Below are 15549 nucleotides of genomic sequence, written 5' to 3' on the forward strand. Positions count from 1 at the left end.
CCTTTCGACATGCTGAAGACGATGCAGCCCGTGCTGGTGTCCCCAGCCTGGGCCGAGACGGCGGCTGCCCGCATGGTGCAGCTGACCCAGGCGAACCGCGCCGGCGGGGAGCTGCCGGCCAGCTGCTACCGGCTGGGCGAGGTCAACGGCACGCGCCGGCCCTACGAGGTGGACCAGGGCGTGGCGGTGGTGTCGGTCGCCGGGCTGCTGGTGCCCAAGCTGGGTTACATCGGCAGCAGCTGGGTCACCGGCTATGACGGGCTGCGCTTCCAACTGGCGCACGCCTTCGCCGATCCGGACGTCCGCGCCGTCTGCCTCGACATCGACAGCGGCGGCGGCATCGCCCAGGGCTGTTTCGACCTGGTGGACTGGATCGTTGCCGCGAAGAAGGCCGCGGCCAAGCCGGTGGGGGCCATCTGCAGCGAAGAGGCCTATTCCGCCGCCTACGCCGTCGCCTGCGCCGCCGACAGCATCGCGGTGCCGCGCACCGGTGGCGTGGGTTCGATCGGCGTCTGGCTGATGCATTGGGACTATTCCCGCATGCTGGAGGAGGCCGGGCTGAAGCCGACCATCATCCAGTCCGGCGCCCACAAGACCGATGGGCACCCCTATGCCGCGCTGCCCGAGGCGGTGCGCGCCGACTGGCAGGGGCAGGTCGATGCGTTGCGCCAGCTCTTCGCCGAAACCGTCGCCCGCGCCCGCGGGATCGACGTGGCGGCGGTCCTTACCACAGAGGCCCGCTGCTTTGAGGGGCCGGTCGGCACCGCCGAGGCCGTGCGCCTTGGGCTGGCCGATGCGGTCCTGCCACCCGACCAGGCCTTTTCGGCTCTGGTGGATCATGTGAGGGAAAACCAGTGAAGACGTTCAGCTTCGCTCACCTGAATCCCTTCGGCCGCTCCAAGGCCGCGGAAGGGGAGACCCAGGCGGGCACCGACACCACCCCCAAGGCCGGCACCGGCGGCACCACGCCGCAGGCCGGTACCGGTGACGATGCCGACCAGAAGGACAAGGGCAAGGACAAGCCGAAGGACGGCGAGGAAGACGACGCGCCCGGCACTGGCGACGGTGGCGACAAGACCGCCAGCGGCCAGCAGGCCGCCGCGCCCGGCGAGCGCGAGCGCTGCGCCGCCATCTTCGCCGCGCCGGCCGCCGCCGGCCGCGTCCAGCTCGCCGCGCATCTGGCCTTCAACACCGACCTGACGGTCGAGGCCGCCTGCGCCGCGCTGGAGGCAGCACCCATCGGCGCCACCGTGCCCGGCGCCTCCACCGGTAACCCGCTGGCGCTCGCCGCCATGGACGCCCACCCCAACCCGACCGTCGGCGCCTCCACCGACACCGCGACCATGAGCGACGACCAGAAGGCCGCCGCCGCGGTGCTGGCCAGCATGGCGGCCGTCGGGCTCATTTCCAACAAGGACGGCAAGTGATGACCTCCGCCAGCTTCTCCTCCATGACCAGTCAGCCGCTGCCGTCCCTGATCGCCGGCGAGTTCCCGCGCGTCACCCGGCTGGTGACCATCGCCAGCGGCGCCGGCGTGCTCGCCGCCGGCGCCGTGCTCGGCCGCATCACCGCCAGCAAGAAGTTCACCCTGTCGGCCGCCGCGTCCAGCGACGGCTCCGAAGCGGTGCGCGCGGTGCTGGCCGAGCCGGTGGACGCCACCGCGGCCGACGTCCAGGCCGTCGTCTACTTCACCGGCGAGTTCAACGCCGACCAGCTGACCTTCGGCGCCGGCCACTCCGCCGCGTCGGCGGCCGACGCGCTGCGCGACCTGTCGATCTTCATCTGAGGACCCCACCCATGGACATCTATTCCACCCTCGCCATGCTGGGGGTGCTGCAGTCGCTGCGCGCCAAGGCCCCCCGCTTCCTGCTGAACATGTTCTTCCCGCTGGCCAGCTTCAGCGACGACGAAAAGATCATCTTCGACGTCGAGGTCGATGACATCGAGATCGCCCCCTTCGTCTCGCCGCTGGCCGCCGGCCGCGTCGGCGCCGACACCGGCTATGAAACCCGGATGTTCGCCCCGGCCTATGTGAAACCGCTGCACGACATCAAGCCGGGCGAGCCGCTGCGCCGGCTGGCCGGTGAACCGCTGAGCGGCACCCTGTCGGCCGGCGCCCGCGAACAGGCGATCCTGGGCGCCAAGCTGCAGCGCCAGCTGAACCAGATCCTGCGCCGCAAGGAGGTGATGGCGGCCGAGGTTCTGCGCACCGGCAAATGCGTGGTGAAGGGCGACGATTACCCGGAGGTCCTGGTGGATTTCCAGCGCGACGGCGATCTGTCGCTGGTGCTGTCCGGCGCCGTCCGCTGGGGCGAGGCCGGTGTGTCGCCCTATGCCGACGTGTCGGAGTGGATCGACCTTGTCGGGCGCAAGTCCGGCGCCGCGGTCAACGTCGTGGTGATGGACGCCAAGGCCTGGGCGCTGTTCGAGGCCGACCCCAAGCTGGAGAAGGTGCTCGACCGCACGCTGGGGCAGGCCGCCATCGTGCAGATGGGCTTCCAGCCCGGCGTGCCCGGCACCCCGGTGTTCAAGGGCCGCATCGGCATGGTGGAGTTCTATACCTACAACGACACCTACAAGGATGCCGGCGCCACCAAGGAGCTGCTGCCGGACCACACGGTGCTGCTGGGCGCCACCGGCGCCATGGAGGGCATTCAGGCCCATGGCGCCATCCTCGACCCGCGCGCCGGCTACCAGGCCCTGGAGGTCTTCCCCAAGAGCTGGATCGAAGAGAACCCGGGCCGGCGCATGCTGCTGAGCCAGTCGGCGCCGCTGGTCTACCCGCGGCGTCCCAACGCCTGCATGTGCGCGACGGTGAGGTGATCCATGGCCAAGCTGCGCCTGCTGGCCACCGTGAAGGTGGCAAAGGAGACCACGCTGCGGCCGGGGGCCGTCATCGAGGTCAAGGACCCGGAGGACGAACAGGCCGCTTCGCTGGTGGCCCGCGGCTTTGCCCGCTGGGTGAAGCCGGGGGACGAGGCCGAAGGGGAGGCTCTGCCGCTCGACCGCATCATCGCGGCGATCGGCAAGCTGGACCCGGCCAACGCCAAGCACTTCAAGGGCGGCAAGCCGGAGCTGAAGGCGCTGGGCGACGTGCTGGGGGCGGACATCACCGCCGACCAGCGTGACCAGGCCTGGGCGGCCCTGCAGGGCTGACCGGCATCACCAGCGCCATCACCAGCAGTGACGCGACACGGGCGGCCTTCGGGCCGCCCGTCGCGTTTGGAGGCACGCCCATGTTCTTCGATGACCTCAACGCCGCCTGCGTCGGCGCCTTCGGTGAGCCGGCGGTGATCCGCCGGGCCGGCCGGCCCGACATCACCGTCACCGGCATCTTCGACCGCCGGCACTATCAGGTGGAGACGGACGACGGGCCGGTCTCCACGCTGATGACCTCGTTGGCGGTGGTCGACGCCGACATGGGCGGGCCGGTGCCCGCCGGTGCCACCGTCGAGGTGCGCGGCCTGTCCTTCACGGTGTCGGAGCCGCGGCCGGACGGGCAGGGCATGACGGTCCTGCTGCTGCGGGAGTCGCGCTGATGCACCCCCGCACCCACATCCGCACCGCCATCGCCGCGGCGCTGGGCGTCGTCGCTCCCGTCACCGCCAACCGGGACGATCCGCTGCAGCCCGACGCGCTGCCCTGCATCGGCCTGTTCACGCCCGACGAGGCGACCCAGGAAATCACCATGGGCAGCCGGCGCCAGATGCGGCGCATGGACCTCTATGTCGACGGCTACGTCCGCGCCGGTGCCGACCTGGACGACCAGCTGGACGCCATGGCGCTGCGCATCGAGCAGGCGATCGCCGCCGGCGGCAAGTTCGGCGGGACGCTGGACCGCATCGAGCTGGTGCGCACCGTCACCGACCGCCTGACCAGCGGCGAGCTGAAGGCCGGGGTGACCCGCCTGCAGTTCGTCGTGACCTACCAGACCAGTTTCGGCCAGCCCAACGCCTGAGTCCGACGCCTGAGCCCTCCGGAGCCTCCGGAGTTACCCGGCCGCCCGGATTTCGGGCGGCCTTTTCTTTGCCCGAAGGAGGGGCAATCCCATGAGCGGCAACGCTGTTCAGAGCGCCGGCACGCGATACTTCATCGCCACCGGTTCCGACGCCACCAACAAGTGCTCCACCGCGGCGGAGTATGCCGCCCTGACCTGGGTCGAGGTCGAGGAAGTCGAGGATTTCGGCGCCTTCGGTGAGCAGTACGAGAAGGTCACCTACAAGACGCTGGGCGACGGCGCGGTCCACAAGAAGAAGGGCACGGTCGATTACGGCTCGGCCACCGTCAAGCTGGCCCGCGTGCCGACCGGCACCGGGCAGGCGGCGGTGAAGCTGGCGGCCAAGAACCGCAAGACCGCCTACAACCACAAGATCGAATTCGACGACGCCCCCGACGCCGGCACACCGACCACGATCTACCTCAACGCCTTCGTCATGGGCTACACGACCGAAATCGGCGGCAACGACAAGGTGATCGAGGCCAGTGTCGGCCTCGAAATCGACGCCGAACCGATCGAGGTGGCGGCCGCCGTCACGCCGTAAGCGCCGGGGCCCTGATGCCGGCAGCCCGCCCTGGCTGCCGGCCCCTTTCCCTGTTCGCACTTTCCCTGTCCAAAGCGAGATCCAGCCATGACCGCCTCCAGCACGGCGCCGCGCTTCGCGCACGGCGTGATGACCATCAGCCTCGACGGCGAAGACATCGAGCTGTTCGCCAACGTCCGCGCCAGCCGCACCATCTGCCGCCTGTATGGCGGCCTGCAGCAGGCCTTCACCAACACCAACGCCTTCGATTTCGACACGCTGGTGAACGTCGTCAACGCCGCCGCCGGCCGCGTCGGCAAACAGGCCGAGGCCACCGCCGAGGCGATCTTCGCCGAGGGTGTCGTCGTCGTGGCGCCGCAGGTCCTGCTGTTCCTGAATTTCCTCGCCGGCGGCGGCAAGGCGCCCAAGACGGAAACCAAGAAGGCGGGCAAGACCGCGAAGGGTGACGCCGGCAGCGAGGCTGCCGCATCGGGGGAAGCCGGCTGACCTTTCCGGAGTACGTGGACCAGATGTTCGCGTACGCCACGGGCTGGCTGGGATGGTCGCGCAGCGAAGCGTTGGACGCCCCGTTCCCCGACATCCAGCTGGCCCTGGACGGGAAGGTCGATTTCCTCGCCGCCACCACGCCTGGGGCCAAGCGCAAGACGCGCAAGCCCAAGGACGCGGCGGAGCTGAAGGAGCGGGCGCGGGCCGTCTTTGGCCTGAAGCGCCCGGAACAGGGCAAGGGCAGGGGCGCCGGGTGACTGGCGCCCTTTTCGTTTCCGGAGACCGGCATGGCTGATTTCCCCGGCATGATGGTGCCGGTTGGCGCGGATGACTCCGGCCTGCGGCGGGTGCTGTCGCAGGCGGAAGCCCGCGTCGACCAGTTCGCCGGCCGCGTCGACGGCTCCGTGCGCCGGGCATCGTCCAGCTTTGACGCGCTGGGCCGCTCCGCGTCCGGCGTCGCCACCGCCGTGGTGGCTCTGGCCGGTGTGCAGCTCGGCACCGGAGCCGCCGATTCCCTGGTGGAGGCCACCAAGGCTGCAATGGCGTTCCAAACCGCCGTTGCCCAGGTCGGCACTCTGCTGAAGGGGGCCGACACCAGCCGCTACGCCGCCCAGGTCAAGGATCTGGCGCGGCAGTTCGGCGGGCTGCCGACAGACCAGGCCAAGGCCCTCTACGAGGTCATTTCCGCCGGCGCCTACAGTGCGGCCAATGCCATCTCGGTGCTGACCGAGGCCAACCGGCTGGCGATCGGTGGCGTCACCGACGTGCAGACCGCCGCCGATGGCCTGACCTCCGTGCTCAACTCCTACGGAGCAGCTGCCGGCGGTGCGGCCAATGTTGCCGACGCCTTCTTCGCGTCCGCCGCCGCCGGCAAGACCAACATCAAGGAGCTGGCCTCCTACATCGGGCAGGTCGCCCCGATCGCGGCGCAGACCGGCGTGTCGCTGGACGAGCTAATGGCCGCCGCCGCGGCGCTGACCGCCAACGGCATCAAGACCTCCACCGCCATGGACGGCATGCGGTCGGTGATCGCCGCCGTCCTGAAGCCGTCGCAGGAAGCGACCGCGACCGCCCGCGCGCTGGGGCTGGAGTTCAACGCCGGCGCGCTGAAGGCGAAGGGCCTCGCCAACTTCATCCAGGAGGTGGCCGATAAGACCGGCGGCAGCTCCGAGTCGATGGCCCTGCTGTTCGGCGGAGTCGAGGCGCTGCTGCCGGTGATGGCCCTGGCCAGCCGGGAAAGCACCGCCTTCGCCGACGCGCAGCAGGAGCTGCAGAACAAGGCGGGCGCCACTGAGGCCGCATACAGCCGCCTGGCCGAAACCGGGGAGCAGGTGGCCAGCCGCCTGCGTGCGGCGGCCGAGGTCTACCGCGTCGAACTGGGCGACCGGCTGCTGTCCGCGGTACAGCCGGCGATGGCGGGGCTTGCCGACAACTTCGACCGGGTGACGGCGGCGGCGGAAACCACCGCTCTGGCCCTGGGGGCGGCCTTCGTTGCCCGCGGCGTCGGGCCGGCCATCCAGGCTGCCGGGCAGCTCGCCGCTTCCCAGGTGGCGCTGCGCAAGGAGCTGCTGACCAACACCGGCCACCTGCTGCAGAAGGAGGCTGCGCTGCGCGCCGGCGCCGCCGCGACGGTGGAGGCGGCGGCGGCCGACGTCGCCGCGGCGCAGGCTGCCCAGGCCAAGGCCCGGTCCGACCTGGCTGCCCGCGCGACGCAGTACGAGGCGGCGGCGGCGCTCGACGCCGCCATTGGCAAGACCGCGCGCCTGGTGCAGGCCGAGGAGGCGCTGATCGCCGCCCGCACCGCGCGGGCGGCGGCGGATGCGCGGGTGGCGGAGACCACGGTCGCGCTGACCATGGCGCAGAGTGCCCAGGCCTCTGCCATCGCGGGCACCGGTGTGGCGGCCACGGTCGCCTCGCGCGGCATGGCCCTGCTGTCGGGAGCCATGGCCCTGGTGGGTGGCCCGGTGGGTGCCGCCCTGCTGGCGGGCGCCGCGGCGGTCGCGGTCTTTTCCAGCGGGATGACCGCATCGGAAAAGGCGACGCGTCTGCACAGCGACGCGATGCGGGACTTCGACTCCGCCTTCGACCGCAGCACCGGCAAGGTGAAAACGATGACGGAGGCGGTCGCCGCCCTGCGTCGTCAGAACCTGGAGGCTGCCCGCGACGCCGCCCTGGCTGCGGTGAAGCAGGAAGAGACCTACGCGCGTGCCGGTGCCTTCAAGATCGACCGCGCCGCCTACGAGTCCGGCCTGTCGAAGGAGGACGCCGCCAAGGTCTTCGGTCCGGCGCGCGAGCTTCAGCAGCAATTCCTCGCCGGCGCCATCGACGCCGAGGCGCTGTTTGCCGCCATCGACAAGCTGGCCAGCCAGGACGCCCGGCTGAAGCCGCTGGTCAAGGCCTTCGCGGAGTGGGCCGCTCCGCTGGCCAAGGCAAAGCAGGAGGTCAAGGAGACCGAGGCCGGGCTGGCGCTGCTGAACGGCACCGCCGACGATGCGGCCAAGGCCGTGCTCGGTGTCGGCACCAACGCGGCCACGGCGGCATCCGGCTTCCAGACCATGGGCGGTGAGGTCGCCGGACTGACGGCGAAGCTCGCTGACCTGGTGGCCAAGTCCAAGCAATTGGAGGTGCCGGCCGGCTACCAGCGGCGGCTGGCCGAGTTGGTCGGGCCGGAGCCGACGAATGGCGACGCCAAGGATCTCGACCTGTGGCGGCGCAAGCGCGACGCCGCCGATGCGACGCTGCGCCCGATCGTCGGTCTGGAAACCCAGGACCAGACCGCCGAGCTGGAGCGGCAGGCCAATAGGCAGCGCCTGTTGGCCGGTGCGGTCACCGATGCGGCCAAGGCGCACGCCCAGAACCGCATCGAGCTGGCCAAGGTGGCGATGGAATACCCCGGCCTTGGGGCGGAGACGGCGAAGACTCTGCTGACGACCAAGGATTTCGGGGCGGTACTGAAGACGCTGCCGCTCGACCTGCAGCAGCGATGGGCCGTGCTGCAATCGTCGTCGCAGGCGCAACTGGCCGGGGCGGCGGCGCAGGGCACGCTGCAGCTGCAGCTGCAGACCGATGCGCAGGCGCGTCTGGCCGCTGCTGCCGGCAAGGGCGAGGCAGCAACCCGGCGGGCCACGATCGAGAACCAGGTCGCGGCCGCGGCGGTTCGTGGACTGTCGGCGGCAACCCGTACCAACCTGGAGGCACAGGAGCGCTCCACCCAGCAGCAACTCCGCACCGAGTCCACCCAGCCGATCCTGGCTCGGATCGAAGCCCAGAAAGCGCTGGTGGCCGCCTACGGGGAGGGACCGCAGGCGGTCAAGGCGGCCGAGGTGGCCGAGCAGGCGCACACGCTGGCGCTGAAGGAAGGCGAGCAGGGAACCCAGCTCTACAACGAGGCCAAGGCTCATTACATCGAGCTGCTGACCCAGGCGCAGCAGCTGGAGTCGGCGGTGGCGGCCGGGCCGATGCTGCAGCGGCAGCGCGACCAGTTGGAGCTGGGACAGAAGCAACTGCAGCTGATCGGTGCGTCGGCCGAACAGCGCGCGGTGGAGCTGGCGCGCACCCAGGCCCTGATCGACCTGCGCGAGCGCAACATCGACGCCGCCAGCCGGGAAGGGCAGGCCTATCTGGCCAACGCCGAAGCGCTTGCCCGGCAGAATTTGGCGCTGGAGCGGACCAACGCCGCCTACCAGGAGCTGGAGCAGTTCGGCGATCGCAGCTTCGACGCCATCCTGCAGAAGCTGTCGGCCGCCGGCAAGTCGACCATGTCGTGGGCCGACGCCATCAGCACCGTCAGTGTGGAGCTGCAGCAGCTCGCGCTGAAGATGGCTGTCATCAACCCGCTGAAGAACATGGTGATGGGCACCAACCTGCCCACCCTGTTCGACCTGTTCGGCAGCAGCAGCGGGCAAACGGGACAGGGCAGCGGCCTGACCGGCAGCCTGACCAACACCGTCTTGAGCAAGGGCGCCGGCTGGGCGATGGACAAGCTCGGCATCGGCGGGTCCGGTGGCATCAGCGGTCTGATCGACAGTTTCGGCTACAGCACCCTCGGGATCGGAAGTCCGGCGACGATGCTGGCCGGACAGACGGTTCTGGCGCCCTCTGCCGAGGTGCTGGCATCGCAGACAGCCATGCTGCAGGCCGCCAATCCTGGCTTGGCTGTTACGGCGTCTCCCACTGTCGTTGCCGGATCTTCCGGTGGTGCTGCCGGCGGTGTGGCTGCCGGGACCGGCCTGTCGGCCTATCTGGGCGCCGCCGGCGCCGGCGCCTTCGGTGGCATGGGCGGGGCTTACCTGGGAACCCTGACCAACTCGAAAGCCGTGGGTGGCCTGTCGGGTGCGGCGCTGGGCGCGGGCGCGTCGGCACTCTCCGCCTACATGGGGCTGGGCGCCATCGGCGGGCCGGTCGGCATCGCCATCGGTGCCGTGGTCGGCGCCATCATGGGCATGATCGGGACGCAGAAGGCGACCGTCGGTCCCAACAGCTCCGGCAACATCGTCCTGAACGGCAAGGGCGGGTTCCGCAGCGACACCGCTCTGGCCGACAACGGCGCCGACGCCGGCCAGATGCAGCAGGTGACCGATGCCGTCGCCGCCGCCATGAACACGGTGGTGGCCGGGATCGGCGGCAAGGTCACCGGTGGCGACGGCGCCAACACTGCGCTGCTGCAGCAGTTCGCAAAGGACGGCAAGTGGTACGTGACGCCCAAGGTGGGTGACAGGGCCGGCGAGCGTGTCGCCTTCACCGACCAGAACGAAGCCATCGCCTTCTACATGCGCGAAAGCCTGAAGGGGCTGATCGGCAGCGGCCAGCTGACCGGCGCGAATGACGACGTGAAGAAGGCGCTGACCACGTCCAAGGCGACCAAGGCCGAGGACCTGGCCAACGATCTGGGCTTCGCCGCCGGCTTCCGCCAGCAGCTCGACCTGATGAACGCCAGCCTGGATCCGACCAACAACCAGATCAAGGCCTTCACCGAAGCGGCCAAGGCGATCGGCGACCAGGTTAAGACCAACATCACCGATTGGCGCGACAAGGCCAGCGAGCTGGGGCTGGCGACCGAGTCGGAGCTGACCGCCGCCGCCCGCAAGGGCATCGAGGCGATGATGGGGCTCGGCCCGGCGACCAAGCCGCTGGTGGGCATGGCCGCGGCGACCAAGCAAGCCGAGATCGAGTTCGAACAGTTCCGGCCGGCGCTGCTGTCGCTGGGCTACACCACCGGCGAGGTGGCCGAGCTGGCGGCGCGCTACACGAAGAAGGCGCGGGACAGCTACGCCGACGCGGTGGCCTATGTGCAGCGGCAGGGTGCGGTCGCCATCGAGGCCCTGATCAACCCCAACGCCAAATCCAGCGCGCTGGACCGGCTGCAGGGGCTGGGTCTCGACCGCACCGACTCCGCCATTAAGGGTTTGGCCGGCGTCATTGAGGGCGTGGAGAAGGCCGCCTCCGGTGGTGCACTGACGATCGAGGCCGAGCGGGCCGCCGTGGGCCGGCTGAACAGCGCGCTCTACGACGGCACCATCACCGGCGACCAGTACACCACGATGGTGGGCTATCTCACCCAGGCGTGGAGCGACAGCGCCGACGCGGCGGAGAAGGCGGCGCAGAAGGCGTCCTGGCAGGCGGACGTCACCAGCCGGATGTATGCGGCGCTCGGCAACAGCCGCGGCGCCGGGCTGATCGCGCTGGACGCCCAGCAGGCGGCAGCCCTGGCAGAGGCCACCGCGGCCGGCTACGACACCACCCAGCTGCGCCTGGTCCAGTCGGCTGAGCGGGGCGCCCAAGCATTCCAGCTTGCCCAGCAGGACTTGCTGGACGCCTACGACCGCGAGATCGCCGCCAAACAGGAGGTGGTCGACTCCATCCAGTCCGGCGCCATCGCCCTGCTGCAGGCCGCCCAGCAGTTCAAGGATGCCCGGGCGGCGTTGCGCGAAGGCGACGACTCGCCGCTGGCGCCGCGCCAGAAGATCCAGGAGGCAACCGACCGCTTCGACGCCGCCTATGCCGTGCTGAAGGACGGCAGCTCCACCGATGCCGAGAAGGACACCGCCCGGCAGACCCTGCTGCAGGTCGGCCCGACGCTGGTGGCGCTGGAGAAGGCGGCCAGCGGCGGCACCGCGTCGGTGCTGTTCGACAAGGTCGACAAGGTCTTTGCCGAGCTGGGCGACACCAGCGGGCTCAGCCTCGACACCGCCACCCAGGACCTGCAGGTGGCGCAGGACCAGCTGAAGGAACTGCAGAAGGCCCGGGCCGACGCCGCGGCGATCGGGCAGCGCCAGCTCGGCAGCCTGTCCAGCCTGCGCGACGTCATGGACCAGAGCTATGCCGTCTGGCAGGCGGCGCTGACGCCGCTGATGCAGCTGACCAACAGCAACGACAACCGGCCGCACTACAGCGCGCCGGCGGCGGTGCAGTCGGCATGGGACGGCCTGTCGGCCGAACAGCAGCACGGCATCGCCCGCGCCATGGGCTGGGGTGGCCAGCTGGACGAGGCCTTCAATCTGTGGCTGGCCACCTCGACCCAGCGCGCCACCACCTTCGGCGCTGACGTCACCGCCATCGCCGGCGGGGCGCGCTACGGCGCGCCGGACGATGTCGGCCGGGCCTGGGAAGCGCTGACCCAGGCGCAGCGGCTCGCAGCAGTACGCGCCGCCGGCTACGACGGCGGACTCGACAGCGGCTTGAACGCCTGGGTGCAGCTCGGCCACCAAGCGGCCTTCGAGGCAGCGGTGCGGGCACAGGCGCATACGGCAGGCATCGCCGGCTTTGCCACCGGCGGCATTTCCTACGGTCCGCAGCTGGCGTGGGTGTCAGAAGGCGCCCACACCGCCGAGGCCCATGTGCCGCTGCCGGACGGCCGGCGCATCCCGGTGGCGCTCGACCTACGGCTGCCCGGCAGCGACCTGCAGCCGCCGGCGCCGCTGGTCTCCTTCCGCCGCCCCGACCTCGATGCCGGCGGCGCCGGCGTGGCCGAGCTGCTGGAGGCGGTGGAGGGCCTGCGCGACGAGGTCCGCGCGATCGGTCGCGACGCCCTCACCCAACGCGCCCGCATCGGCGCCGATGCCGCCGCCCTGCTGACCCGCGTCGAGGCCGCCACCAGCGACCTGCCCAGAAAACTCGCCAACACCCGGAGGGCCGCCTGATGAAGGTGCGTCTCGTCGACCTCACCCTGTTCCACCGCCCCAGCGGCCACCGCCACCGGCTGCCGCTGGCCACCTTCCCCGGCTACCAGTCCGGCCCGGCCGACGATCCGCCCAACGTCACCTGGCTGCCGCTGGTGACCGCCGGCGCCGACGCGTCGGTGTCGATCGGCAGCCTTGGGGCGGCGGACGGGCAGGCCGAGCTGCGGATCGGCGACCTGGTGCTGCGCAACGAGGCCACCCGCAACCCGGCGCAGCGCTTCGCCACCCTGCAGGACCTCGACACCGGCGCCTGGCTGCGCGTCGCCCTCGATGATCGGCCGCTCAACCTGCTGCTGACCGGCGACTATGTCATCCAGTCGGTGACCGAGCGGGAGATCGAGGACGGGGCGCCGCTGGCCGACGCGGTGACCATCTGGACCGCCCGGGTTGGCCAGCCCAAGCCCAAGCGCACCGAGATCGCCCTGCCGATCTACGACACCCGCCTCGACTACGACACGCCGATCCAGACCGAGCGCTACAAGGGCACCGGCGGCTATGAGGGGCCGGCCGAGCTGAAGGACACGCTGAAGGAGCTGCCGCTCGGGCACTGCCCGATGGCGCGGCCGACCTATCTCGGCATCATCGACGGCTTCCACCGCTGGTCTGTCGGCGGCGGCAAGCCGGTGCAGGACGTGCCGCGCGGCTGGTCTTCCGGTGTCAGGGTGGCCAAGCAGAGCGGCGCCACGCCGGCGGACAACGCGCACTTCACGGTCGACCTCGCCACCGGGATCATCACCACCACGGTGAAATACGCTGACTTCCGCGTCGAGGTGCAGGGCCGGATCTTCGCCGGCGTCTACCGTCGCTATATCGGCGAGCTGATCGCCGCCTTGGCCACCGGTGCCGGGCTGGCCAGCACGGTGGACAGCGCCGGCATGGACGCGGTGCCGCGCACGGTTGGGCTGTTCCTCGCCGCCGGTGACGGCACCACCCACGCCGCCGCCTATGCCAGGTTCGTCGGCAGCGTGCCGCGCGGCGGCTGGTATGTCGGCACTGACGGCCAGCTGGTGGTGACCCGCGTTCCCACCCCCACCGCCGCGGCGGCGGTGCGCGCCTACAGTGCCGCCGCCGGCACCACCACGGGACTGCAGTATGTCGAGGGTCAGCATAACCCGCCGGCCAAACAGGTGGTGCTGCGCTGCGCCCACAACCCCAGCCCGTCCAGCAGCGCCGCCACCGACGCCACCGCGGCCGACGCCACCCGCTGGACGCAGGAATGGGTCGAGGTGCCGTCCGCGGTGGACGACGAGATCGCCGCGGCCTGGGGCAGCACGGCCAAGGTGGCCACCATCGAGACCGCCCTGACCTTCAGCGCCGATGCCGCGGCGGAGCTGCCGGCCTGGGTGGCCGAGCTGTCGGCGCCGCCGACTCTCTACGAGCTGCCGGCGCTGGACGGAGCGCCCGGCGTCTGGATCGGTGACACCGTGACGGTGGAGGACGACATCGCCGGCTTTGCCGACGGGGCGCCGGTGGTGGTCTATGGCCGGACGATCGCCGACCGCGCCGGCGGCGCCACCCTCTACGTGGCGCGGTGAGCCATGGGGACCGGACTGCTGGCCCATATCAACGAGCTGTCGGAACAGGACTGCGACGTCACCGGCCAAACTGGCGACTGGGCGGCAACGGCGCCGCTCGATGCGCTGAAGACGCTGCCGCTGGTGGACGCCGCGGTGTCCACCCGGATCGGCACCCGCGACGAGCCGGTGGTGCTGGAGTGGGAGTGGCCGCGGCCGATCGACCTGACCTATGCCGGCCTCTACCGCACCAACCTGTGGAAGACCGGCCGCATCCGGCTGGAGGCCTTCAAGACCAGCGCACGGACCTCGCTGGCCTTCAGCACGCAATTCGCAGGCGGGATCGACCGCCTGGTGCTGCCTGGGCTTTACGATCCCAAGACTCTGCGCTTCGGCGGTGAGAACACCGTGCTGGGCCAGCTGGGCGCCCGGGAGTTCCTGCGCTACCCGACCAACATCCATGTGGTGATGCCGCTGTGCAGCGCGCAGGTGCTGCGCTGGACGATCTACGGCCCGGCCTATCGGGTGACCGGCAGCCGTTACAGCACCACGGAGCAGGCCTATCGCATCGGCTTCGGCTGGGCAGGCGATAGCCTGCAGTTCGACCGCCATGTCGGTGCGTCGGCCGAAGGCTTCCGCCGCGGCGGCAAGGTGACGGAGCTGGCCGGCGGCGGGGTGGCGGTGGAGCCCGGGCGCGGCCGGCGCACTGCCACGCTGGACCGCACCGTCAACGAGGCCGGTGACCGCGATCGCCTGTTCGACCTGGTCAACTTCCTCGACGCCGACCGGCCGGCGGTGTGGCTGCCGGACACCGCTAGCCCTTTCGATTGCTACCGCTATGGCGGCCTTTTCCAGGTCACCGAGGACTTCAGCCAGAAGTACCTGAACGACCTGCATTCCGCCGCCACGATTTCCCTTGGTGAGGTGACGACATGATCACGCGCGCGGCCCTGCTGGCGGCGGCCCTGCGGCTGCTGAATTACTACAACGGCGACGAAAAGACGGCGCAGAACCCGGGCGGCCTCACCGGTGTGGGCGGCATGGCCGACAACTGGGATCCGTGCATCCAGGACATTGGCACCGTGGCCAACGGGGTAGGGGAGGTTGCCGGCACCATCGCCGCCGCGCAGTCCACCATCGGCATGGTCTGGGATGCCGCCACCACCGTGGCCGACCCCGGCGCCGGCAATCTGCGCGCCACCACGGCCACACCGGCGGTGGGCAGCTACAGCCTGCTGGTGTCGGCCACCGACTCCGCCGGCGCCGACATCGGCGCCATGCTGACCGAGCTGGGCGCCAGCAGCTCGGCCATCAGGGCGCGGGCGCGGCTGGTGGCGGTGGGCGACGCCGCAAAGTACCTCGACCTGCGGATCACCGGCGTCACGGGTGTTGGTGCCTATCGGACTGTCGGCGTGACCTGCATCGGTGGTCCGGGTGGCTTCGCGACCGGGGATGCCGTCGCGCTGGGATGGGTGCGGAGCGGCGATAAGGGTGATACGGGCGCGGCCGGTGCTGGTCCGAATTGGGGAGGCACCTCTGCCGGGACGGCCAACGCGCAGACCCTCGCGCCGGCCGTTGCGCTGGGCAGCCTGAGCGGCAACCCGTCCTACGAGTTCATCGCCGGCTATTCGATCACTGGTGCCGCGACGCTGAACGTCTCCGGCACCGGAGACGCGTCGATCCGCAAGGCGGACGGGACGGCGGCCGGCAAGGGCGACGTCGTCGCCGGCACGAAATACACCGTCACGTTGGTGTCCGGTCAATGGCGCCTTGCCGGCGGTGGCGGCGCCAATCTCGCCGCGATCCATGCGGCCATGTTTTCAATCTGAT

At 70.7% G+C, this 15549-nt stretch carries 14 protein-coding genes; all 14 read left to right on the forward strand.

Annotated elements, in window-relative coordinates; all coding sequences use genetic code 11:
• The first annotated feature begins 9 nt into the window (after nucleotides 1–9).
• Nucleotides 10–858: a S49 family peptidase gene (locus tag B9N97_RS17505; RefSeq protein ID WP_085088947.1), complete on the forward strand. Its 849-nt coding sequence runs from the start codon at nucleotides 10–12 to the stop codon at nucleotides 856–858.
• Nucleotides 855–1427 (forward strand): hypothetical protein, encoded by a 573-nt coding sequence (locus B9N97_RS17510; RefSeq protein ID WP_085088949.1) that lies wholly within the window; start codon nucleotides 855–857, stop codon nucleotides 1425–1427. Before B9N97_RS17505 ends, B9N97_RS17510 begins: the two co-directional genes overlap by 4 nt.
• On the forward strand, nucleotides 1427–1786 hold the full coding sequence (locus tag B9N97_RS17515) for a head decoration protein (RefSeq protein ID WP_085088951.1): 360 nt from the start codon (nucleotides 1427–1429) through the stop codon (nucleotides 1784–1786). Before B9N97_RS17510 ends, B9N97_RS17515 begins: the two co-directional genes overlap by 1 nt.
• Nucleotides 1787–1797: 11 nt before the next feature.
• Nucleotides 1798–2823, forward strand: coding sequence for a major capsid protein (locus tag B9N97_RS17520; protein WP_085088953.1), 1026 nt, complete (start codon nucleotides 1798–1800; stop codon nucleotides 2821–2823).
• 3 nt (nucleotides 2824–2826) lie between these two features.
• Nucleotides 2827–3156, forward strand: coding sequence for a hypothetical protein (locus B9N97_RS17525; RefSeq protein WP_085088955.1), 330 nt, complete (start codon nucleotides 2827–2829; stop codon nucleotides 3154–3156).
• An 80-nt stretch (nucleotides 3157–3236) separates the two neighbouring features.
• On the forward strand, nucleotides 3237–3539 hold the full coding sequence (locus B9N97_RS17530; protein WP_085088957.1) for a head-tail joining protein: 303 nt from the start codon (nucleotides 3237–3239) through the stop codon (nucleotides 3537–3539).
• Entirely contained in the window at nucleotides 3539–3958 is a 420-nt protein-coding gene (locus tag B9N97_RS17535) for a hypothetical protein (RefSeq protein WP_085088959.1), read from the forward strand. The genes B9N97_RS17530 and B9N97_RS17535 overlap by 1 nt, the downstream gene beginning before the upstream one ends.
• Nucleotides 3959–4049: 91 nt before the next feature.
• On the forward strand, nucleotides 4050–4541 hold the full coding sequence (locus tag B9N97_RS17540; RefSeq protein WP_085088961.1) for a hypothetical protein: 492 nt from the start codon (nucleotides 4050–4052) through the stop codon (nucleotides 4539–4541).
• An 87-nt stretch (nucleotides 4542–4628) separates the two neighbouring features.
• Nucleotides 4629–5027, forward strand: coding sequence for a hypothetical protein (locus B9N97_RS17545; RefSeq protein ID WP_085088963.1), 399 nt, complete (start codon nucleotides 4629–4631; stop codon nucleotides 5025–5027).
• A 23-nt stretch (nucleotides 5028–5050) separates the two neighbouring features.
• Nucleotides 5051–5284, forward strand: coding sequence for a hypothetical protein (locus B9N97_RS17550; RefSeq protein WP_085088965.1), 234 nt, complete (start codon nucleotides 5051–5053; stop codon nucleotides 5282–5284).
• Nucleotides 5285–5314: 30 nt separating this feature from the next.
• Nucleotides 5315–12166 (forward strand): phage tail tape measure protein, encoded by a 6852-nt coding sequence (locus B9N97_RS17555; RefSeq protein ID WP_085088967.1) that lies wholly within the window; start codon nucleotides 5315–5317, stop codon nucleotides 12164–12166.
• Nucleotides 12166–13740 carry a hypothetical protein gene (locus tag B9N97_RS17560; protein WP_085088969.1) on the forward strand — a complete coding sequence of 525 codons (1575 nt, stop codon included), beginning with the start codon at nucleotides 12166–12168 and terminating at the stop codon, nucleotides 13738–13740. The genes B9N97_RS17555 and B9N97_RS17560 overlap by 1 nt, the downstream gene beginning before the upstream one ends.
• 3 nt (nucleotides 13741–13743) lie before the next feature.
• Nucleotides 13744–14655, forward strand: coding sequence for a hypothetical protein (locus tag B9N97_RS17565; protein ID WP_085088971.1), 912 nt, complete (start codon nucleotides 13744–13746; stop codon nucleotides 14653–14655).
• Nucleotides 14652–15548: a hypothetical protein gene (locus B9N97_RS17570; protein WP_208621234.1), complete on the forward strand. Its 897-nt coding sequence runs from the start codon at nucleotides 14652–14654 to the stop codon at nucleotides 15546–15548. Before B9N97_RS17565 ends, B9N97_RS17570 begins: the two co-directional genes overlap by 4 nt.
• Nucleotide 15549 lies beyond the last annotated feature (1 nt).

The organism is Azospirillum oryzae, from assembly GCF_900177515.1.
GTDB lineage: Bacteria > Pseudomonadota > Alphaproteobacteria > Azospirillales > Azospirillaceae > Azospirillum > Azospirillum oryzae_A.

Excerpts from the sequence above, each read along its gene's own strand:
- B9N97_RS17515 (WP_085088951.1), top strand. The coding sequence starts at position 1,427 with ATGACCTCCGCCAGCTTCTCCTCCATGACCAGTCAGCCGCTGCCGTCC.
- B9N97_RS17555 (WP_085088967.1), top strand. The coding sequence starts at position 5,315 with ATGGCTGATTTCCCCGGCATGATGGTGCCGGTTGGCGCGGATGACTCC.
- B9N97_RS17560 (WP_085088969.1), top strand. The coding sequence starts at position 12,166 with ATGAAGGTGCGTCTCGTCGACCTCACCCTGTTCCACCGCCCCAGCGGC.
- B9N97_RS17550 (WP_085088965.1), top strand. The coding sequence starts at position 5,051 with ATGTTCGCGTACGCCACGGGCTGGCTGGGATGGTCGCGCAGCGAAGCG.
- B9N97_RS17540 (WP_085088961.1), top strand. The coding sequence starts at position 4,050 with ATGAGCGGCAACGCTGTTCAGAGCGCCGGCACGCGATACTTCATCGCC.
- B9N97_RS17545 (WP_085088963.1), top strand. The coding sequence starts at position 4,629 with ATGACCGCCTCCAGCACGGCGCCGCGCTTCGCGCACGGCGTGATGACC.
- B9N97_RS17525 (WP_085088955.1), top strand. The coding sequence starts at position 2,827 with ATGGCCAAGCTGCGCCTGCTGGCCACCGTGAAGGTGGCAAAGGAGACC.
- B9N97_RS17520 (WP_085088953.1), top strand. The coding sequence starts at position 1,798 with ATGGACATCTATTCCACCCTCGCCATGCTGGGGGTGCTGCAGTCGCTG.
- B9N97_RS17505 (WP_085088947.1), top strand. The coding sequence starts at position 10 with ATGCTGAAGACGATGCAGCCCGTGCTGGTGTCCCCAGCCTGGGCCGAG.
- B9N97_RS17565 (WP_085088971.1), top strand. The coding sequence starts at position 13,744 with ATGGGGACCGGACTGCTGGCCCATATCAACGAGCTGTCGGAACAGGAC.
- B9N97_RS17535 (WP_085088959.1), top strand. The coding sequence starts at position 3,539 with ATGCACCCCCGCACCCACATCCGCACCGCCATCGCCGCGGCGCTGGGC.
- B9N97_RS17570 (WP_208621234.1), top strand. The coding sequence starts at position 14,652 with ATGATCACGCGCGCGGCCCTGCTGGCGGCGGCCCTGCGGCTGCTGAAT.
- B9N97_RS17530 (WP_085088957.1), top strand. The coding sequence starts at position 3,237 with ATGTTCTTCGATGACCTCAACGCCGCCTGCGTCGGCGCCTTCGGTGAG.